Annotated in this window: 20 protein-coding genes; all 20 read right to left on the reverse strand. The window is 43.1% G+C overall.

Annotation, left to right across the window (positions count from 1 at the left end):
• Positions 1-8 precede the first annotated feature (8 nt).
• Positions 9-653, reverse strand: a complete 645-nt coding sequence (locus ACED25_RS17400; RefSeq protein ID WP_371695765.1) for a nucleoside triphosphate pyrophosphatase — start codon at positions 651-653, stop codon at positions 9-11.
• Between the two features lie 7 nt (positions 654-660).
• Positions 661-1,149, reverse strand: coding sequence for a rod shape-determining protein MreD (gene mreD, locus ACED25_RS17405; protein ID WP_371695766.1), 489 nt, complete (start codon positions 1,147-1,149; stop codon positions 661-663).
• Positions 1,139-2,026 (reverse strand): rod shape-determining protein MreC, encoded by an 888-nt coding sequence (mreC, locus tag ACED25_RS17410; RefSeq protein WP_012603147.1) that lies wholly within the window; start codon positions 2,024-2,026, stop codon positions 1,139-1,141. The genes mreD and mreC overlap by 11 nt, the downstream gene beginning before the upstream one ends.
• Positions 2,027-2,120: 94 nt before the next feature.
• The gene (locus ACED25_RS17415) at positions 2,121-3,164 is read right to left on the reverse strand and encodes a rod shape-determining protein (protein WP_009847850.1); all 1,044 of its coding nucleotides are present in this window, start codon (positions 3,162-3,164) and stop codon (positions 2,121-2,123) included.
• Between the two features lie 148 nt (positions 3,165-3,312).
• Entirely contained in the window at positions 3,313-7,527 is a 4,215-nt protein-coding gene (locus ACED25_RS17420; protein WP_371695767.1) for a DUF6701 domain-containing protein, read from the reverse strand.
• Complete coding sequence (locus tag ACED25_RS17425) at positions 7,527-7,955, reverse strand: MSHA biogenesis protein MshP (protein ID WP_371695768.1); 429 nt, start codon at positions 7,953-7,955, stop codon at positions 7,527-7,529. The genes ACED25_RS17420 and ACED25_RS17425 overlap by 1 nt, the downstream gene beginning before the upstream one ends.
• The gene (locus ACED25_RS17430) at positions 7,945-8,667 is read right to left on the reverse strand and encodes a PilW family protein (protein ID WP_371695769.1); all 723 of its coding nucleotides are present in this window, start codon (positions 8,665-8,667) and stop codon (positions 7,945-7,947) included. The genes ACED25_RS17425 and ACED25_RS17430 overlap by 11 nt, the downstream gene beginning before the upstream one ends.
• A complete protein-coding gene (locus ACED25_RS17435) occupies positions 8,667-9,221 on the reverse strand; it encodes a prepilin-type N-terminal cleavage/methylation domain-containing protein (protein WP_371695770.1) in 555 nt (184 codons plus the stop codon). Before ACED25_RS17435 ends, ACED25_RS17430 begins: the two co-directional genes overlap by 1 nt.
• Entirely contained in the window at positions 9,212-9,763 is a 552-nt protein-coding gene (locus ACED25_RS17440; protein WP_371695771.1) for a prepilin-type N-terminal cleavage/methylation domain-containing protein, read from the reverse strand. Before ACED25_RS17440 ends, ACED25_RS17435 begins: the two co-directional genes overlap by 10 nt.
• A gap of 135 nt (positions 9,764-9,898) precedes the next feature.
• Positions 9,899-10,450 (reverse strand): type II secretion system protein, encoded by a 552-nt coding sequence (locus tag ACED25_RS17445; RefSeq protein ID WP_371695772.1) that lies wholly within the window; start codon positions 10,448-10,450, stop codon positions 9,899-9,901.
• 33 nt (positions 10,451-10,483) lie between these two features.
• Positions 10,484-11,059, reverse strand: a complete 576-nt coding sequence (locus tag ACED25_RS17450; RefSeq protein ID WP_371695773.1) for a prepilin-type N-terminal cleavage/methylation domain-containing protein — start codon at positions 11,057-11,059, stop codon at positions 10,484-10,486.
• Between the two features lie 79 nt (positions 11,060-11,138).
• On the reverse strand, positions 11,139-11,594 hold the full coding sequence (locus ACED25_RS17455; protein ID WP_371695774.1) for an MSHA biogenesis protein MshF: 456 nt from the start codon (positions 11,592-11,594) through the stop codon (positions 11,139-11,141).
• A gap of 3 nt (positions 11,595-11,597) precedes the next feature.
• Positions 11,598-12,821: a type II secretion system F family protein gene (locus tag ACED25_RS17460; RefSeq protein ID WP_371695775.1), complete on the reverse strand. Its 1,224-nt coding sequence runs from the start codon at positions 12,819-12,821 to the stop codon at positions 11,598-11,600.
• Positions 12,822-12,833: 12 nt separating this feature from the next.
• A complete protein-coding gene (locus ACED25_RS17465; protein WP_371695776.1) occupies positions 12,834-14,558 on the reverse strand; it encodes a GspE/PulE family protein in 1,725 nt (574 codons plus the stop codon).
• Complete coding sequence (locus ACED25_RS17470; RefSeq protein WP_371695777.1) at positions 14,548-15,726, reverse strand: tetratricopeptide repeat protein; 1,179 nt, start codon at positions 15,724-15,726, stop codon at positions 14,548-14,550. Before ACED25_RS17470 ends, ACED25_RS17465 begins: the two co-directional genes overlap by 11 nt.
• A gap of 2 nt (positions 15,727-15,728) precedes the next feature.
• Complete coding sequence (locus ACED25_RS17475; protein ID WP_135382251.1) at positions 15,729-16,568, reverse strand: ExeA family protein; 840 nt, start codon at positions 16,566-16,568, stop codon at positions 15,729-15,731.
• 53 nt (positions 16,569-16,621) lie between these two features.
• Positions 16,622-18,286, reverse strand: a complete 1,665-nt coding sequence (gene mshL, locus ACED25_RS17480) for a pilus (MSHA type) biogenesis protein MshL (RefSeq protein WP_371695778.1) — start codon at positions 18,284-18,286, stop codon at positions 16,622-16,624.
• A 15-nt stretch (positions 18,287-18,301) separates the two neighbouring features.
• On the reverse strand, positions 18,302-18,634 hold the full coding sequence (locus tag ACED25_RS17485) for an MSHA biogenesis protein MshK (RefSeq protein WP_371695779.1): 333 nt from the start codon (positions 18,632-18,634) through the stop codon (positions 18,302-18,304).
• The gene (gene pilO, locus ACED25_RS17490) at positions 18,627-19,274 is read right to left on the reverse strand and encodes a type 4a pilus biogenesis protein PilO (protein WP_009847865.1); all 648 of its coding nucleotides are present in this window, start codon (positions 19,272-19,274) and stop codon (positions 18,627-18,629) included. The genes ACED25_RS17485 and pilO overlap by 8 nt, the downstream gene beginning before the upstream one ends.
• Entirely contained in the window at positions 19,274-20,716 is a 1,443-nt protein-coding gene (locus ACED25_RS17495; RefSeq protein WP_371695780.1) for an MSHA biogenesis protein MshI, read from the reverse strand. Before ACED25_RS17495 ends, pilO begins: the two co-directional genes overlap by 1 nt.
• Positions 20,717-20,718: the final 2 nt, after the last annotated feature.

The following is a 20,718-nucleotide window of genomic DNA, read 5'->3' on the forward strand; positions in this document are numbered from 1 at the left end:
ATTAGTAATTATAAGAATTCTTGCAGTAGCTGGTCCGTTTCAAATAAAGGTAAGCCGACAACGGCGTAATAACTACCTTCGATTCGGGTAACAAAGCGTCCGCCCAAACCTTGGATCCCATAGCTACCGGCTTTATCGCATGGCTCCCCTGTTTGCCAGTATTGTTCTATTTCTTTTTCACTGAGGGGTTTAAACCATACGTCGGTAATAATGATTTCTGTCTTTTGTTTTTCTTCCGATACAACAGACACTGCCGTCATCACTTGGTGACGATCATTCGCTAACTGAGTAAGCATACGCTTAGAGTCAGCAAGGTCTATTGGCTTCTCGAGCACTTGCCCTTGGCTTACGACGACTGTGTCAGAGCCCAGAACCACTGTTTCAGAATCAAGAGAAATAACATCAGAGCTAAGAGCTACAATATCAGAACTAGGAACAACATGCTGTTTTTCAGAAGGGTTATCTTTCAATAAAGACAACGCTGCTAAGGCTTTATCTAAAGATAGTCGCTTAACGTACTCTTCGGCGGTTTCTTGGGCGTGTTTACACTCTTCGACATCAGTTACAAGGACAGAAAACTCATAACCGAGTTGAGATAGCAATTCTTTACGGCGTGGAGAGCCGGATGCCAAAACTAAATGTTTCTTTTCCATCGTCACTCTACCTTACATGCCAATGGCGACGCACGCGTCTCATTAATAAAAACATCCAAGGCCAAAGTATACAGTTTATCAATGCGCTCCATAGCGATAATGGGTTGAAAACGACATCTTGGATCAAATATTCACCAAAGAATATCAGCACCTCAAACAACACCGTTAAGGCTGCAATGATTATCGCTTGCTGCCATAGCGCCATATTTCGAATCACGAGGAAGTTCATTGCAATAATGTACATTACTATTGCCATCATCATGCCTCGAATACCCAGAGTCGAACCGATCAAAAGGTCCCACAATAAGCCCAGCACTAGAGCACTACCAACATTAACCCTGTAAGGTAACGCTAAAACCCAATAGCTGGTAACCAGTAATAACCAAGATGGCCTGAATAGATCTAAACTACCCGGCCAAGGGATCGTTTGTAGAATAAGTGCTATCAAAAATGAGCAGCCAATCACTACTTTGCTTCTTAAAACGCTATTGGCCATTTTCACCTTCTAACAATGCTTGTTCGATACTGGATTGCTCTGCTTGCATCTGTTTATTTTCATCAGGCCACACAAGCAACAAGTATCTGAGCTTATCAAACTCAACTACAGGTTCCGCTTTGATAACGGCGAACTCACGCTTAGGATCATAATCAACGGCAGTAACATAAGCGACTGGGTAACCCTCTGGATATACACCACCAAGCCCAGATGTCACCAGCAGATCTTCTTCTTGTATGTCAGTACTGGTTGGAATGTGCTCCAACTGGATCTCATCAATCATGCCATTACCAGAAGCAATCACACGTATATCGTTACGAATAACCTGAACAGGAATTGCGTTGTTTGCATCAGTCAGTAGCAAAACACGACTATTATGAGCAGCAACGAAAGTGACTTGGCCAACAATGCCTTTTTCGTTAATCACTGGCTGACCTTCATACACTCCATCAATCTGACCTTTGTCGATCACCACTTGATGTCGGTATGGTGAAGTATCCACCGCCATAACCTCTGTGACGACCTTCTTCTCATCACGGATAAACGGAGAACCTAACAGCTTACGAAGGCGCTTGTTTTCTTCTTGATATTGCTCAAGCAGAATCAACTCACTCTTCAGTCGCAAGACTTCTCGTTTAATATTATGGTTGGATTCAATTAGCCCTTTGCGAGTACTAAAACGGTCGTATACGCCATCAAACATAGTGCGAGGCAAATTAGCGGCATACTGAATTGGTGCAACCATGCTGTTTAATAGATAGCGGACATTTGAGAATGCATCTAAACGACTATCAGCCAGCATAAGGCTGGCTGATAATGTTACAGCAAAAAACAGGCGCAATTGTAGAGAGGGACCTCTACCAAAAATTGGCTTCATTCTATATTTGGTCCTAGAGCTACATTTGATCCTATAGACAAGGTCCTAGGCTCTTTACATAAAACTAGATAATAAAAGAGCCTAACACTAGATTCTATTCTTCGCTGAAAAGATCACCGCCGTGCATGTCGATCATCTCTAGAGCTTTACCACCGCCTAGAGCAACACACGTTAATGGCTCTTCCGCCACAACAACAGGGATACCAGTTTCTTCAGTTAGCAGACGATCAAGGTCTTTAAGCAGTGCACCACCACCTGTCAGTACCATACCGTTTTCTGAGATATCAGAAGCAAGCTCTGGCGGACACTGTTCAAGTGCAACCATGACTGCAGATACGATGCCAGATAAAGGCTCTTGAAGCGCTTCAAGGATTTCATTTGAGTTCAGGCTAAAGCTACGAGGAACACCTTCAGCAAGGTTACGACCACGCACTTCAATCTCATCGACTTCATCGCCTGGGTAAGCAGAACCGATTTCGTGTTTGATCTTTTCGGCTGTTGCTTCACCGATCAAGCTGCCGTAATTACGACGAACGTAGTTGATGATCGCTTCATCAAAACGGTCACCACCGATACGTACAGAAGACGAGTAAACCACACCGTTTAGTGAGATAACGGCAACTTCAGTCGTACCACCACCGATATCAACAACCATTGAACCTGTTGGCTCAGATACACGTAGGCCTGCACCAATCGCAGCAGCCATAGGCTCATCGATTAGGTAAACTTCACGAGCACCAGCACCCAATGCTGATTCACGGATTGCACGGCGCTCAACTTGCGTTGAACCACAAGGAACACAAACCAATACGCGAGGGCTTGGCTTAAGAACACTGTTATCATGCACTTGCTTAATGAAGTGCTGAAGCATTTTTTCCGTTACGTAAAAGTCAGCAATTACGCCGTCTTTCATTGGACGGATTGCTGAGATATTACCAGGCGTACGGCCAAGCATTTGCTTAGCAGCGTGACCAACCGCAGCGACACTCTTTGCAGAACCCGCACGGTCTTGGCGGATAGCTACAACTGAAGGCTCATCAAGAACAATGCCTTGGCCTTTTACATATATAAGGGTATTGGCAGTACCTAAATCAATCGATAGGTCGTTTGAAAACATGCCACGAAGCTTTTTAAACATATTCTTCGCTCATCCTGCAAGAATTAGAAGACAAAAATTGCACTAAATGTACCAATGCCTTGCTGTCACGGCAAGGCATTGAAGTATAAACATGGACTGAAACCCACAATTTCTTACAGATTCCTAACTTAACAACCAAAAAATCATATTATTGCTGACCTATTAAGCCACTTTCACCTCGGTAGATCACACGATCGTTCCCGCGATGGATACCAAAGGTAACTACTGTTGATGGGTTTTCTTCATCAATACCATCTTGGTCCCAATCAAACATTAACCAAGGCATATTATTATTTATGGAGTCAAGCTGTTGCCAAATTTGCACTTGCTCCCTAGTTACAGCATTAGGGGCTTGCTGTGCTGTAAAGTTGTTCGACACACCATTATTCACATCAGCAGCTCCCGTTAATGTCGCCGTAGTCGCTCCCCCAACAGGCCATATAACCGTAGGGTTTCCATCCATTTCAGCATCGATATCAGTGAAACTATCAAATACATTGTTAATAAAAGCACCGTTTGTCCAATACTGAACTTGAAGAGGAACGGTAATCGAACTACCTTCAACCCCACCTACATCACTCAAATTTACACGACCAAAAACCACATTGGGTTGGCTATCAGGCAGTCGTTGTGTTGTCATGCCTGAAGGATCGGTTGGTTGTGTTTTGAATTGCACAGGATCTGAAAGTGTTGCTGTAAAAACATTCAAAGAGACATCTCGAATTGGCCCACCATCAAAATTAAAAGGACCATCAGGCGAAAAGTCAGCCTGCTTCTGCCATGATATATCGTTGTTATTGATCGCCCCTCGACTACCTCGATAAGTTAAATTCAAGCGATTACCGTTGAGTAAACGCCCTTCATCTAACTCAAAAAAAGCTTGCTGAATAGTGTTAAAACTTCCGTAATTCTGAGTTTCATTCCCCAATGCACTGTAAGCCGCAACGTCAATGGAGACATTATCAAACTCTTGATTCATGTAAGCAAAAGCTTGCCCTGCAGGGTTTCCCCACACATTATTCAACGTATTAAAGTAATCAGGATAAAAGCGGCCAATGACTTGGTGATCTTTTTGTATATCACGACCAAGATAAACAGCACTACTAATAAACTCGATAGCGCCAACTTCGCTCCAAGTATGAACGAGAGTATTCAGTACTTGGTTGGTACTAAATGAAGGAATCACATTAGGAGTCACAGCCCCTGGTTGGGGATTTAATGATGGAGCTGGATAAACCACCTTAAAATCTAAATCTAAGGGACCACTATCAAGTGAATAATTACTTGTCACTGGGTAGGTACACTCATCAGTGATGCCTAATGCTGAATCTGGATGAATGATTGGTTTATAGTCAACAATGAAATCTGTTCCTGCTGATATAAAGCCACCTCCTGTTGCCCCACCAGCAGGGTTAAACGAAGATCCCGAACGAACATTACATATTGCTATTTTCCAAGGACGAGCCTTCAAGGTAATTTGACCTTTCAACGTACCACCATCGCTAGGGCAGTTCGCGACTGTCGGGGGTTGAGTTGAACACCTAAAGCTCTTATCTTCAAGTGTGACCACTAACTCGCCTGAGTTATCAAATTGAATAGCAACATCCTCAACCATCCCTTTAGAGAAGTTAAAATCGCCACTGCCAAGGCTACCGCCACCACTTCCTGGCTTTTGAAGCACGTACCCAAGATCGTTCACATCTAACTTTTCCGCATAATTCATCACAATCGGCGTTGGTGATGCATTATTACTACAAGCCAAGACTCGAACATCAATATCTTCTGCTTTTCCGGCAATGACCTCTAGCGGCTGATTGTTCCATGAAGAACTAGCACTCGGCTTAATATCAAACCGATAAGGTACAAAGCTAATGTCTTTTTGGTCTTGGATAGTCGTTCCATTAACTGATGCAGTCGCAAGCACATCACCGTATTTATTACCACTTCGACCATCAATATCAAAAACAAACCTCTTGTTTTGGCTATCAAAAGATCCACCGCTAAAAGTTACCTCAGGTGCACTTATAGATACCGTCTCCCCATTGACATCGCTCATTGGCTGACTGTTTTCATCATAAGGGACGACATACACCTCAGCCTTGTCATCACAAGTTAAGTGATAGTTGTTTGGTTTGATCTCTATATATTTTATCGTTGGGCTAGGAGGCGTGTAACACCCTATTATTGACTTAGCCCTTATGAAGCTAGTGTCTGACGACCTAAATGAAACTCTAGGAGCGGTAATTGCTCCGGTCATTTGAAAACGAGCGACACCATTAATATCGAAACCAGCACTGATAGCCTCTGGCGATACATACACATTCGCATTCAAACGGATATCAGAACCACCTAAAGGCCAAAAAGATGAAAAACGGCCATGACCAATAAGCGTAAAGTCATTGTGATCATAGCTAGAATCACTCTGCTCATCTATTCCTGCATTAATATATATACGACTTTTATGAGACAAATTTATATGGTTGTAGTGAATAACAACTGGACCATCACCTTTAGCCTTAATGTAAGAATCGTTATGATTAAAATTGATGGTGTCAATCCAATACTCTCCAGCGGGAAAAACAACTGTGCTCGTATTTGCGCTAAAAGATAATGAAGTATAATTAAATTGAGTCGCCTCAGTCGTCTGATTATTGCCAGCCGCTATCAACACACCGCCCGAAGGGTTAAAAGCAGTAGTAGCCGGAACACCTAACGGAAATAAATTCTTAGCCGAACTCACCGTACAACTTCCGCCACTATTCTGCCCGTCTTTATAAACACAAGCTCCAAGACCAGACACTCTAGAAGAAGTAAAACCTAATGCTTCTGATTTGGAAATTTGATCGAGATAGATATTATTTCCAGTACCACTTCCTGAAGATATATCCAGTTGTCCATCCCATGGAGTCCATTCTCCGGGATTTGCGCCTGGCAAATAACGGTTTGATTGCAACATTTCAGGAAAGTAATCACATTTTTGAATAGGGGGTTTTGGCCTTACTTCTTCAAATGCAAAGAACCCAACTCTTTCATATGTCTGATGCGAGCGATTTGAAGCGTCTTCTTCTAGCATAAATGTAAAATAATCCGGATTCGATAGTTCACATAACCTCAACCACCCTCCATCCGATCCACTTCGAGTTTGCTTTTGAATAATCACACCAAAGTCTTGGAACGACTGGCCATGGAACACCTGATTATCAATACAAGACTGCGCTAATGAAGCGCTTTGATTGTATGAACTACTGGGTTTATTAAAAACAAAACGAATACCATCTGAAGTTTGCCCAGAAAACTCAGGTGCCGCCATATACCCTACAGTTCTGCGTCTATAGCTTGTAGGAGTTGGTACATTTTGCCGGCCAAACTCTAAGGCCAGCCGAAAATTCGAGGTTCCAACATTTTTATGTGCAGTAGTTACCCAAAAATCCTTACCGCTATCGGGCTGAACTTGAGAAAAGACAATAGGAGCCGCAGAGAAACGTTGAGAGTATGTTTCTCGTTTCCAGCCTTCCCCCCTTGTATCGCCTGCCGTTTGGAAGTGGTTCAACTCAACTTTACTTACACGTATTATTTTCCCTGGCTGAGATTCATCTAGTATTACGTCCCCAACCTCTGCGGCAAAATAATAGATCGGATCCATTAAATTAGGGTCCGAGCTTAAAGGGAAGCGCTGTTTCACTTCGACCCGATCTTTAGTCACAGATGTGACGAACATTGCCGATGGATTATCATTTGTATTATAAGAAGACATTAATATAACGACAGGCGTCGTTTTAAAATCTTCATCAAAATCAAAGCTACACGTATACCCATTACAAGAGCTAGCGTCTACCTCTCCAAATTCAAATAACGGTTTAGAACGTGGTACCAATGGCTGGCAATCTTTTTCCGATATACAGTATTGGGAACTACTAGTGAAACTATCGCCAATCAGTGTAATGGTAACAAATGGGTCGAATTTATCAGCGCCAGTGGCATAAGATAAATCAAAGTTATTAATAACTTTTTTCTGGGTACCATCTACTGAGTAGGTTAATTTCCCACTTATCCATCTAGCGTTATAATTAGAAGTACGCTCAAACTTAACCTGAAATTGTCGAAGGACGTCATCATCTTCATAATCTTCGTCAAAGATTTGCTGATAGTATCCATCAAAATCATCATCATCTGTCCATAACGGGAAATATTGGCTATTCGCTAATCGAATTCGATTCGACCCGTCAGACTCAAGAGAAAAGGTGATACAAAAACCATTGCGAGCATCTACAGAAGAGCCATTGGTTAGACAAGTGGAAGCATACGAAAACGATGATGTGCTGAGAGAAAACAACAAAGCCAATGATAAAAATAGTACTCTCATTATCTCACCCACACATCTTGACTACGCTGCATTAAATTTACATCCGTTCCGCACGTTGCGACCGCTCTTACAGTATATAACTGAGAGTTGTCGACAAGTGGACCACCTGTTGGTGAGCATGTTATTTGAACATCTGCACATGTAATTGTCGTTGCGAAGTTCATAGTGGATGCGTCCAAGTTTGTACACTCTGCAGCCACATCAAATGGAACAGTTATATTGGTTCTAGGAGGATATATCTGCATTAATGCACGCTCTATTGCTGAATGAGCTAAAAGCGCGGCTTGAGTACCAATCACATCTTTTGTATGTGCGTCATTATTGGACCACTCTATGCGGCTTAAGGTTGTAGCAAGAAACCCCATCACCACCAATACAAAAATAACGACAATATACAGGCTACCGACTTGTCTTTTTTTAAGGTACATTGATCACCTGTATATCTTGCTGGAAGTTGGTCGTTTCGTCTCCAACTTGGTTGCTAAACTCGAACTCAAGATGGACGACACCATTACGCTGAACATTTGCGGGTTGATAGCCTAAAGTCCCTGTTACTCCCGTGTCCGATATTGGAACTAGTGCCCCATTACCTTCACTTCTCCACACTCGGCCATTAAAAATACAATAGTTTACGCGGCCATTAGGATTATAAATATAGTGTCGATTTGAAACTGAATTACCCACAAGGTTTCCAGACTCATTAGCAAGCAAGAAAGTATTATTAGTTGCAGTTACAGTCGCTAAGGGGAAATCATTATTGGTCGGCGTCGCTTCTGTAGGATTTATCACTAAAGATAACGGGGCTAGAAGAGCGGCCGTCAGTGCATTATCAGCCGTGACAAATTGAATATCATCGCCCGACATCGCATAAATACCAGAGGTAACGATAGGGAAAAATGAAACACAGCGAGATCCAGGGACAACAGCATTCTGACTGAACATATTCGGCACAGCATGACGCACTTCACGAGTGATTTTTTCTAAGACAAATTTGGCTTGAGTTTGTAAACGCTGCCTATCGACGGTGTCCGCATAACCTCGCGCACCTAACTCAACAAACCCAGCAATGCCTACAACTAAAATGCTACCAACAATCATGGTGATAATCATTTCAATAAGAGTGAAACCTTGCCTTTTCATTAATAATTCCCTCGATAGGCATCCAGCACGATAGGAGGATAATTTGAGGCCGAGATCGTTAGGTTAATTCTTTTTAGTTGATCGACCATTTGGTACGTCACATCAACATCTAGGCGGTAGTTTCTGTAGGTTGTTGCGCCATTTTCACCCAATAATAGATTAAGGTCTCGACACCCGTTAGTTGCACCGGGTTCCCAACACCCATCATAGTCATCGACATCATTGTATAGAGCAATATCAGCCTCTTCTGGGCCAAAGTTAGCCTCAGCAGTGCAATTAACACCGGCAGCAGCTCCCTCACCGCACCTAAGTTCCCCACCATCAAAGTCACTATTCTCATCGAACCCTCGAGCAAGAATCATCGACATCACACTCTGCCCCAACGCGGCTGAACGGGTTTGATAGTGAGGATCACCAGATCGGCTAATCTGAGGTGCTAAAAAATTTATGATGGTCATCATGGCAAGCCCCATAACCACGATCACAACGACACTTTCAATTAATGTGAAACCACGTTCTTTCGCAAGTGATTTATGAATGGTGTTCATGAGCACACCCCATTTTCCACATAACCTTGCGAGTTAATATCCACACGGCAGGTGTTCACATTTGAAGTGATAGTAATCACCACACCGGCTGCAACGTCAACGACAACGCCAGCAGGTGTTTCACCTGTTGTAGGGTTGCCTAATAAATCAAAGTTAACTAGAGATAGGGGACTGGCAGGTGCGGTATTCGATGCCGCCGTTAAGGTGACCCCGTCGAGCATAACCCAATCACTACGCGCTTGGTTTTGCGCAGTACAGCTAACTTCGGAACCGATACAATTCCCAACGATAGCGAGAATAAAATTGCTCTCTCCAACGACGGCCCCAAGGTCCACATTGGACTGCATACGATTCACTTGAACTTGTCGGACAACAGAAGTTACTTGCTCTTGAGCAGCAAAGGCAGAAAAGCTATCCCTTCCGGATAGACGGCTAGCAGCGTAGGCAGAGACAATCGCAATCAACAAGATCACAATGATTAGCTCAACCAAAGTGAAGCCTAGTTGCTGAAGCCCGATGTTTCTGTATGTTCTATTGAATTGATTCACCGAAATCCAATCCGCTAAATATTTGATAATTTAAAAATTAAGTGTAACTCAGGGAAGGGAGGTTGTCTTTGTCGCTTAACTGAATTTCAGATAGAAAAAAGGCCAGCTATGCTGGCCTTTTAAGATAACTATTAATTAACAACCGTTGGTAACTGCAACAGTGAACGCAGGTGTCGTTGCATCATCCGCCTCAGCGTACAAAACAAAGCAACCCGTACCAGCTTCTGTTGTGAAGTTGTAAGTAAAACCATTCGTCGCGGCATTAACATCTGAGCCAGCAAAAGAGTACGCAACAACATCAAACGTAGGTGCTGTTGGTGTTGTCGTTATACCAACTGCAACCCAATCTCCGCCAGGTAGCCCTTCAACGGCCTCTTCAATGCCACTGTTTAGCGCACCAATATCGGCAAATGTCGGATAACCAAAGTTAATAGCAATTCCATCAGTTGTTTGAGGTGTCGTTGCTGCATCGGCTGTTTTTTGACGCAGTTCAAATCCATCAATTGCAGCTCGGCCGTAAACGATTCCCGCCGCTCCTGCCATTGCGCCGCGCAGGCCTTGCAGTGAAGATTCACGAGCATCACCTTGTAAGTTTAAGAAACGAGGTGCTGCAGTAACTGCAAGAATACCTAGAATAACAATTACCACCACTAGTTCTATTAGGGTGAAACCGCTTTGTTTTTTCATAGTCTTTTCTCTCTATGTATATTTAACGCAGGTTTACTGCAGTGTTACGGTCACACGACCAGTTCTAATCTCGTAAACGAATTGATGCTGAGTACCGCCTTCCAATTGAATGTAAGTACAGTAGTCATTACTATTATCCGCTTGCGCTGAATATTTGTAATTCGAACCATTAGCCACATTGGTTAATGTTCCAACTTTAGGAGGGTTCTGAAGTAGATTTTCCATTAAATCGACACACGAAGAATCAGTCACATCATTAGACGGAGCTGAAGCTGAATTTGTGTTTATAGACCATGGGTAGCCGTCTCTAAAATTAGTACGTCCATTGCTACTTGTTGATCTGGTTAGCCAAAAATCAACACCATCGTAATTTACAGTATTGTATGTTTCAACACCAATTCTTTCTGATGGACGAGCTTCTGCTTCCCATTGCGCTCTTGCTGAAAGCACTCCTGTCGCAAAACCACCCGCGACACCTTCAATACTGGCTTTCTTAGCTTCGTCTGTCACATCTAAGAAACGGGGTAAAGCAGCAACGGCTAATAAGCCCACGACGACAATCACTATGACCAACTCGACTAGGGAGAAACCCTTTTGATTTTTAAGCACTTTCTACCTACTCATCTAATTGCTAATGCGCATTATACATTTGAATATGTATAAAACCATAAAAACAGCGTCAATACGTTCACAAGGCCAATATATTGACTTTGACACTAAATCTTTCTTTTTTTAGTAATATATCTATCTGATACTTATCACTATAATGATATCGGCAATGAAAACGAATGTTATCACTTTTGTCTTCAACACTTGGAGAGCTGAGACCTAAAATACTCCCCTTAGGATATAATTGCTCCAACCAATAACCGCAATTTCGAGTAGAGTCTTTAATTGGCATAACCCACCCCGTTCTGCTGTAAGTCTTTGGCGGTTTCGAATCATTCTTTTGCGCCACACCAGATAACAAATACTGCTGTTTGAACAAATTAGCTTGCTCAAGGATTCGCTTACTTGCAACTATCAATGCCGTGTTCGTCGCTTCTTCTTCTACTGTTTTCCATACAGAAAGCAATCCCATAACGAGAAAAAGAATAACCGCAACCCAAATAACAAAACGTGAGCGCTGTAGGTTATTCAGCATCCTCTAACCTTTGATTGCATCCAGCATTCCCCACATCGGCAAGAAAATACCCAGAGCTAAAATCAGCACCATTCCCGCAACGATGGTCAACAGAATAGGTTCAATTCTAGCGGTTAACGTTTTTAGATCGTAATCAACCTCTCGGTCGTAAAAATCCGCAACTTCGAGCAGCAATTCATCAATACGACCCGTTTCTTCACCCACAGAAATCATTTGTATCACGAGTGGTGTAAAAATTTCGCTGTTAATCGCGGTTGAAGAGACTGTGCTGCCCGCTTCTATTGCCGATTTCATGCCTTGAACACGAAGTTCTAAAAAACGATTGTCCAGAGCTTCAGCCGATAGCGATAACGATTGGTTAAGTGGTACGCCTGCTTTTAGCATCAAAGCAAAAGTACGTGAGAAGCGCGACAATAGAGCTCGATTGACCACCCCACCAATCACTGGCATTTTTAAGCGCAGCCGATCCCACTTTTCCCACCCTTTATCTGTCTTAACCCATGCTTTAAAAGCAAAAATAAGACCAAAGATTAACCCAAGCATTAACCCCCAGTAATTAACAAAAAACTCAGACATTCCCATTAATATACGGGTTGGAAGCGGCAAGTTGACGCCAAAACGCGAGAACATACTTGAAAACTGAGGAATCACAAATATATTCAAGACAAACATAGCGATTGTAATAAAAGTAATTACGAACGTTGGGTAACGCATTGCCGTTTTAATTCGCTTTCGAGTTTCAACCTCTTGTTCGTAGTATCCTGCTAGTTGTAACAATGCCTGATCTAAACGACCTGTATTCTCACCAACACTGATCATCGATACAAACAATGGACTAAATACCTTAGAGTGCATTTGCATCGATGCCGCTAATCCACGACCATTTGTAAGCTCAGCGACCACTTCTTCAAGTGCTACTTTCAGTTGCTTATTTTCACAATGCTGAGTTAACCCTTTCATCGATCTTAATAGTGGAACGCCCGCCTTAGTTAAGCTATACAACTGTCGGCAAAACAGAACCAACACCTCTAAAGGCACATTCGGGGAGAACAGACTGGATACATCCATATCCAGGATTGAACCGCCACTTTTTCCAAGTTGAATCGAAGTTGGAATGATCCCTTTACTCATCAAGCTGTCAGCAGCAAGATCTTCGTTATTCGCATCCAATTGGCCAATCACTTGACTGCCGTCAGAACTGCGACCTACATAACGATAAGTTGGCATATCACTCTACCCCTACAGATAAATTGGATCAGTGGCACCAGAAGCATCGCCTTCGCCAAGGTTCATGACCTCATCGAAGCTCACAACACCCTGCATGGCCAATTCCATCGCAGAAGCTAACAGCGGTTTGTAGTTTTCAGACTGCCTTGCCGTTTGAGCAAAACCAACGGCATCATTGGCTCTAAGCGCATCCATCATAGGCTGATCGAGCTCCAACATTTCAAACACACCAACACGACCACTGTAGCCTGTCAAATTACAATTTTGACAACCACGCCCTTTCATAAATGGCGTACCTAGCTGGTTTGGGAAACGAACACTCAACCATTGCTTACGCGCTTCATCCAGCTCATCATCAACTTTGCAATCAGTACATACCTTACGAACTAACCGCTGTGCGACCACGGCTCGAACAGCACTTGCTACCAGATACCCCGGAGCCCCCATGTCCATCATACGCAATGCACTGTCTACTGCATCGTTGGTATGCAGAGTACTTAACACTAAGTGACCAGTAAGTGCCGCTCTCAAACCAATTTCAACGGTTTCATGATCTCGCATCTCACCAATAAGAATGATATCCGGGTCCTGACGTAGGAAGGTTCTCAAAATCGTTGAGAAGTTGAGGTTAATCTTAGGGTTTACCTGAACCTGATTCACACGAGGAAGACGGTATTCTACAGGGTCTTCAGCGGTAATGATCTTTTTACCCGGTTCGTTTAATTCACTTAGCGCACCGTATAGAGTGGTTGTTTTACCTGAGCCCGTAGGCCCGGTAACGAGGATCATGCCATGTGGGCGGCGTAATTGATGACGAAGACGAACGAGCAAATCACTCGGAATACCTGACAACTCCAATTTACGTAGGCCTGCGGATTGATTAAGCAAACGCATAACCACTGACTCACCGTGCTGTACTGGCATAGTCGACATACGAATATCAACCGATTGACCTTTAACACGAATATTAAAGCGACCATCTTGAGGCAGTCGTTTCTCTGAAATGTCGAGGTTAGCCATCAACTTCAAGCGCAAAACCAGTGCAGAAGCAATATTCACTTCATTCAACAACGTTTCATGCAGAACACCATCAATACGCTGGCGCAAACGTAATACGTTTGAATCTGGTTCAATATGAATATCAGATGCACCAACTTGAATAGCATCTTCAAACAGCGAGTTTACTAGCTTGACGACTGTAACTTCGTCGCTGTCTTCTTCTGCGATATCAAAATCAAAGGCTTCATTAACTTTATGCTCAGCATGAAGCTGCTCAGCAAATGAGGCAATCTCTTTGGTTCTTCGGTAATAACGGTCGAAACCATCAACTAATTGCCTCTCTTGGGCGACGACAAATTCGAGTGCGTAGTCGCCTAATTGGCTAAGCAATGATTCTTGGGCAAACAGATCGGCAGGATCACTCATTGCAACACGTAATGTGTCACCTTGACGCCCAATGACCAAAGCACGAAGGCGGCGAGCATGAACCTCAGGTAAAAGCTGCACAGCTTCGACGTCAACATTAGCTCGGCTAATATCAATAAGAGGAATAGCAAGCTGTTGCGACAAGAAACTGAGCATTTGCTGCTCTGATAAAAAGCCAAGCTCGATCAGTGCATCACCAAGCTTACGGCCTGTCCTTTTTTGAGCGGCCAGAGCTTGTTCAACTTGATCTTCAGTAATGATGCCCTCTTCTACGAGCAAATCACCGAGCCTTTTTCTTAATCTAATTTGCATCGCTACTCTCCTCTAAAGCATTGAGTATTTTTAAACGATCACGTACAAAGCCTTGCGACTGAGATGAGATCCCAACTCTAACCAATGCTCCTTGGTATGATTGCTTTGCAGCCGTGAAATCAAGTTGACGCTCTTGTTGAATCGCTAAACCTAACCACCAGCGAGCATTATCTGAATCGACCTCAGTCAATTTTTGGTAACTCTCTAGTGCGATTTCTTCTTGTTGAGACTTTTGACTTAATGCTGCACGCATTGCTAAGTAATCTTGAGTTGGACTAGGCGATAAATGTATTAATGGGCTCAAAGCGGCTTCTGCCTGATTGGCTTTCACGAGTAACTTCGATAAACCTAAGCGTAGTTTTTCACTGTTGATATTAAGTTTGATGCCCGACTGAAATAACTCATAGGCTTTTCGCGTGTCACCTTTCCCAAAATAGAGGATAGCGAGTTTCTGGCGCACGTCTTCATTTCGAGGAGTATAGCGCAAAGCTTCAGTGTAACCTTTCAAAGCACCTGTAAGATCATTGGCATCCAACGCTTTTTGAGCTCGCCCTTGTGCATTCACTGATAACTGCTCAGGCGTCAATTCCACCTGCTCAATCAACATTCCATTGTTGTCTGAATCGCTAGACGTTTCAGGCTGATTAGATACTGGTGCGAGATCTTTTTTAGCCACGCTAGCAACAAGCATTGGCTTTGCTACTTTTTCTTTAGGTATACTTTGAGCTTTAGGTGCGCTTTGAGATTTAGGTATGGCTTGAGATTCAGGGTTTACTTTAGGCTTTGTAACTGATTCAGTTGATGCAATAACTGAATCAGATTTAGCTTGAGTACTTTTTAGTATTGTCGTGTTGGGAGCCGAAAGGTTCGCTGAATCTAGCGTCACTAACTTCTTAGTCGGCGAGGACACTGGTTGAGTCAAGGCATCTTCAGACATACCTTCAGAACTATCAATAACAGAAACTTGTATATCTCGAGTTGATATTGAGTTATCGACAGCGGGGCCTTGCGATATCGCCCAGCCCCCCATGGCTAAGCTCAGTGTAAAACCTGCGACTACCCAAACCAATGGAGAACGCGTTTTAACCTTAGGTACCACCGCAGCTTCAATTGAAGTCGCTGATTTTTTTTTTGCCAATTCAGACAAGGCGCTGTTAATGACGCTCATAATTAATTCCAACCCCACAGTATTGGCGTTTTAAATTTAGGCTTACATACATCGTATGTTTCATGCATAGCTGAAAACAGGTGCTGATTATCGACACTTCTCTTATCTTCACTAAACGAAAGCAAAAGAGCTTTATGACACAGTTGATTTATCAATCTTGGAATGCCTAACGACGAGCGACAAATGGCTTTTTTTTGATTCAAGCTGAACAACTCGGTGTTACCACCTGATTTAACGATCCGATTATCAATATAAGCTACCGTTTCATCGAGAGTAAGCGGTCTCAGTGTCGAACTGAATGTGATTCTTTGACGAAATTGCCTTAGATGATAAGCCTCTAATCGAGCATCCAATTCAGGCTGACCTAATAAAACAATCTGCAGCAGTTTTTTATCTTCAGTTTCAAGGTTACCGAACAACCTTAATGTTTCGAGAGCTTCATCCGACAACGCCTGAGCCTCATCGAGAATCGCCACAACTCTTAAACCTGAGTTATGTAACTCAATGAGTTTATGTTGAATGTTATCAACTAAGGTGGCTTCGTTATCGATAGTCAAACCCAGTTCTTTAGCCACGGCTTGGCGTAAATCCGCGCCGGAGAGCACCGGGTTTGGCAAGTAAATAAGGGCGGCACTATCGTTGAGCTGATTGACCAACATCCGGCACACCATGGTTTTCCCAGTGCCTACCTCTCCGGTCACTTTTATCACGCCCTCACCCATTTCTAACGCCGACATTACCGTTTGAATTGCTTCAAAGTGAGGCACTAAACCATAAAAGAAATCGGTATTCGGCGTTAAGGTAAACGGTAACTGTTCAAAACCAAAGTGAGCCTGATACATAAGATGATCCAGCTTAGTCAATGACGACCAATCTACATTGAGACGATGAGCAATTATTCTTCATCAGAGAACCATTGCTGAAGAAGGTCACGAGAACGCTCCAACTCAGTTTGCCAAGTGTTCACACCCACAATCGTTGGTTTCAATAGAATCACTAACTCTGTTTTTTGAGTCAACTGACTGGTATTGCGGAATAAATGACCTAACGCTGGAATATCACCAAGAAATGGAACTTTTGAGGTCATGTCACTGGTATTTGATTTCATCAATCCACCAATAACAACAACATCACCATCCTGTGCTCGAATCACTGAGTCCGACTCACGAATCGAACTTTTTGCCAAAGGCAGCTTCACAATGCCTGTTGTTGAGCCTAGGTTGAGCTCTTTCACTTCCTCTTCCACCTCAATAACGGCAGGGTGAACATGTAAAAACACATTACCTTTATCATCGATCTGCGGCGTCACATCCAACGAAATACCAGAGAAGAATGGGGTTAACTCAACTTCAGGGGCCACATTCGCGTTATCCCCACTCCCCACTGAACTTGATAATTCAGTCACGTAGTATTCGTCGGTACCCACTTTAATAACCGCTTTCTGGTTATTAGCGGCTGTCACTCTTGGGCTAGATAACACATTCAAGTCACCCTGTGTGTCCATAAAACTCAAGACGGCTTCAAAACTACCTCCAGAGACAACAAGATTAGATTGACCACCTAAAGCCGCACCGATTGGATCCATGCCTGGTAATGTACCAGGGATGATCGTACCAGCCGCATTTTTAACAATTGAGCCCATACCGACCGTGTAGTTAGTTCCGTTCGACGAAAACATCTTGGTCCAGTTAATACCCTGCTGATAGCCATCACTGAGCGTCACTTCCATGATCTTGGCTTCCAAGATAACTTGGCGCTGCAGGCGTTTCTGAGAAATACCAAGGAACTCACGAACCTCACGAATTTCATCCGGGTAAGCTCGCACCGTAATCACACTAGCTTGCGGCGTAACTACTACACTTTGCCCATCACCAGAACCAATTAAGTGGGCGACAGCTACTTCAAGCTGCGGCCAAAAATCACTTTCAGAGATCGTTTCGATCTCTGTACCGCCGTTCGATGTAGAGCTCGACGAATCAGATGAATTGGACGAATCAGACTTGGAGCTAGAATTAGAAGAACCCGATGGCTTAGAGTCTGAATTTGTAATTGTTCCTGTGGTAATCGTTGTCAAAGAGCGACCAGAGCGCTTTACTTGCAAGTAATCCACAGGAATCGTCACCGTACGCAAGCCGGCAGGGTAAATTTGAATTACCTTGCCACGCTTTTCAATATCGTAACCATACATATCCTGAGCAACAGCCAGTACTTCATCTAACGTCACGTCTGTTAGATTTAGAGTGAGTTTTCCAGTAACGCTTGGATGAATCGCGGCACTGTACTCTGTACCTTTCACTAGGCTTGCAAAAAAGGTTCTCGCTTCAACGCCTTTTGCTTGAATACGAAAGCGCTTGACGGTTTCCACACTCGGAGACATAGAGTCCGAACTTAGCTGAGGCATAAGGTCATCTTGTACCGACGAAGGTAAGTTATGAAGTGCTTTGCTATTCGCTTCATTAATAGATTCGTTTAAAGACTCTTTTATCTCAACAGGGTCTCTATGCCCCATCGAACAGCCGACTAAAGATGACACTAGAATTGCTACTACAAGTTTACGCATGTCTTCACTCTAACCTTAATTATTCTTAACATCTAAAGAGAACATCTCTAATTTCCACTGCTTAGAGCTTCTCTGCAGAGTGACGTACTCTGGATCAATGTTCTTAACTCGGTACCCTCTGATCGTTTCTCCTTGTTCGAGAATCTGACCATTCATAATCGCATAACAAGGTGTATCGCCCTTGCAAACAATGCTCTCTAGAGACGGTAAACGATATTGAACTGGCGCCTTTTTAGCTGATGATGATTTCTGTTGGGGCGAAAGCCAACCTAATGGCGCAGTTGGGTCTTGTTCTGCCCATACCACTGAACTACCAAACAGCAAAGATAACACTAGAGTTCTAACCACCGATAAACTCCTGTCTGGTACCTAGGGTGTAAACCTCGAACACAAGCCGAGCTTTGGGATATTCTTCTACTGAATACTCAAACGTGCGCCAATAATAGCTCACAGGAAGTGACTCAAGTGCTTGAAGATAAATTGAAATATCGAAGTAGCTACCCGTCAACTCCATTCTAACAGGATGGAGAAAGTACTTCGAATTGTCACTGTTCTCTTGATTGTCCGAAATAGCTTCTGGTTGTAGCGATTCTAAAGACTCAAGCTTCAGTCCATTACCTGCATTAAGAACGCTCTCTAATAACTGCGCCATTTGAGAAGGCGTAACCAACCTATCAACGATTTCAGCGAGCTCAAATGATAGCTCTTGGCTCTCAACCAATAATTTTTTTAACTCAAGATCAATTTCTTTATCTGGGTCTTTGTTCAACTTGGCTTGTAGAACAAGTAATTCACCTTGTTGTTTCTGATTTGACTGCGTAAGGCTCATCGACTTCACATTCTTTTCTTGTAAATCAAGATATGCAGGTTCAATCAATAAGGTAAATACAAGCATGGATAAACCCACTAGACCACACACGAAAAGTAGCCATTTCTCTCTCAGGCTTAATGCAAGAAACTTATCGCTAAGCTGATTCCACAGTTGCATTATTCACTCTCCCTATGAGTACTTAACTCAAACGTCACCACATCTTGCTCATTACGACCTATCTTTATCTTTTCAAAGGTACGTCCGACTAAATTAAGTTCATTCTTAAATTGACCAACCCAATTTGGAACTACACTTGCATCACGGGCAAAACCATTAAGCTCTAAGGTATCGTGAGTCATGTATATATGCGAAAGCGAGATGTCATTTCGGCCTAATTGAGCGAAGGAGTTCATGACGCCAGAATACCCGACTTGCTGAGATTCATCGAATTGACCGACCGCCTTCAACGCCTCTTTTTTCGCTTGCGTCTCACTAGTGAGACGAGCAACCGCAGCTACCTTGTTTGGAGACGGTTTATGTTGAATTAACTGGCTGTTTAATTGGTTAACTTCTTGGTTAAGCTGATTCAAGTCATATTGTAAAGCTGCTAGCTCTTCATCCAAACTCGATGCTTGATACTGCATTACACAATAACTGCCAAGCAGCAAGGTACACACAAGCCCCCAAACCATGACCACATTCACTAGAGTGAAATACTCTTTTTTAGGCTTAAGGTGCTCAGGGTAGAGATTAACGTTAAAAATATTCTTTTCAGCCGCGAGCGTAACTAACCATTTCTCTGAATTTTCGCGTTCACCTTCAACAAGCAAAGAAACGGTCGAACTCAATGTGCTATTTAACACGCTCTGCAATTCAGCTTCATCTTCCTCATCACAGCATATTTTTAACTGATGAAGTTGGGTGCCTTTAATTTGAGAAGAAAGGTAATCAATCGATCGTTGGAGTTCTAAAGCTAGGCCATCCAACTGCAATGCACTTGATGCGGTACCAGTTAAGGGGGGGACAACACTGCGGATTGTTCTTTGGAAGCAAACCGTGTTTTCAACAAATGCACCAAGCTTAAAATGTGAGTTGGGGCTGCGTTGTAAAAGAATGAAATTAGAGAGCTCACCAGCACTGTAGCCCCAGACTTCATCTTCGGGTGCAATACCTTTAAGATCAACTTGTGCTGCATTAGTAACGCTTACAAGCTTGTCCAATAGCTTTTTAGGCAAAACATACACTTGTAGCTTATTCGAGGTCGGTAGCGCTACCGCACTCGCTGTAATATCAGTCACCCTTTCAGAGATCAGATCTTTCAATAGAAAAGGCAATGCCACCGACCATTCACTCTGTGGAATGTCCGGTTTATCAATTTGATAGGTTTGGTAGTAGTTCGCACATACAATTAGCTGAAGGCTATCACTAGTAAGCGACTCACTGCTCAACAATTTTTTCAGCGCACTTTCCCAGTCACCGTTAACCACAGGGAAACTGGTGACTTGAGGTTCTGACTCAGCCGATGAAATATAAACGGTATCATTGCCCAAAAGGACAATTTGAGAACTACCGTTATTATTCGTTGGCTTTATTTTGTCTAAAATCGCTTTAAAATTCATGC

This window comes from Vibrio sp. 1F263 (assembly GCF_041439035.1).
Lineage (GTDB): Bacteria > Pseudomonadota > Gammaproteobacteria > Enterobacterales > Vibrionaceae > Vibrio > Vibrio tasmaniensis_A.

Excerpts from the sequence above, each read along its gene's own strand:
- ACED25_RS17400 (WP_371695765.1), bottom strand. The coding sequence starts at position 653 with ATGGAAAAGAAACATTTAGTTTTGGCATCCGGCTCTCCACGCCGTAAA.
- mreD (WP_371695766.1), bottom strand. The coding sequence starts at position 1,149 with ATGGCCAATAGCGTTTTAAGAAGCAAAGTAGTGATTGGCTGCTCATTT.
- mreC (WP_012603147.1), bottom strand. The coding sequence starts at position 2,026 with ATGAAGCCAATTTTTGGTAGAGGTCCCTCTCTACAATTGCGCCTGTTT.
- ACED25_RS17415 (WP_009847850.1), bottom strand. The coding sequence starts at position 3,164 with ATGTTTAAAAAGCTTCGTGGCATGTTTTCAAACGACCTATCGATTGAT.
- ACED25_RS17420 (WP_371695767.1), bottom strand. The coding sequence starts at position 7,527 with ATGAGAGTACTATTTTTATCATTGGCTTTGTTGTTTTCTCTCAGCACA.
- ACED25_RS17425 (WP_371695768.1), bottom strand. The coding sequence starts at position 7,955 with ATGTACCTTAAAAAAAGACAAGTCGGTAGCCTGTATATTGTCGTTATT.
- ACED25_RS17430 (WP_371695769.1), bottom strand. The coding sequence starts at position 8,667 with ATGAAAAGGCAAGGTTTCACTCTTATTGAAATGATTATCACCATGATT.
- ACED25_RS17445 (WP_371695772.1), bottom strand. The coding sequence starts at position 10,450 with ATGAAAAAACAAAGCGGTTTCACCCTAATAGAACTAGTGGTGGTAATT.
- ACED25_RS17455 (WP_371695774.1), bottom strand. The coding sequence starts at position 11,594 with ATGCTGAATAACCTACAGCGCTCACGTTTTGTTATTTGGGTTGCGGTT.
- ACED25_RS17460 (WP_371695775.1), bottom strand. The coding sequence starts at position 12,821 with ATGCCAACTTATCGTTATGTAGGTCGCAGTTCTGACGGCAGTCAAGTG.
- ACED25_RS17465 (WP_371695776.1), bottom strand. The coding sequence starts at position 14,558 with ATGCAAATTAGATTAAGAAAAAGGCTCGGTGATTTGCTCGTAGAAGAG.
- ACED25_RS17470 (WP_371695777.1), bottom strand. The coding sequence starts at position 15,726 with ATGAGCGTCATTAACAGCGCCTTGTCTGAATTGGCAAAAAAAAAATCA.
- ACED25_RS17475 (WP_135382251.1), bottom strand. The coding sequence starts at position 16,568 with ATGTATCAGGCTCACTTTGGTTTTGAACAGTTACCGTTTACCTTAACG.
- mshL (WP_371695778.1), bottom strand. The coding sequence starts at position 18,286 with ATGCGTAAACTTGTAGTAGCAATTCTAGTGTCATCTTTAGTCGGCTGT.
- pilO (WP_009847865.1), bottom strand. The coding sequence starts at position 19,274 with ATGCAACTGTGGAATCAGCTTAGCGATAAGTTTCTTGCATTAAGCCTG.
- ACED25_RS17495 (WP_371695780.1), bottom strand. The coding sequence starts at position 20,716 with ATGAATTTTAAAGCGATTTTAGACAAAATAAAGCCAACGAATAATAAC.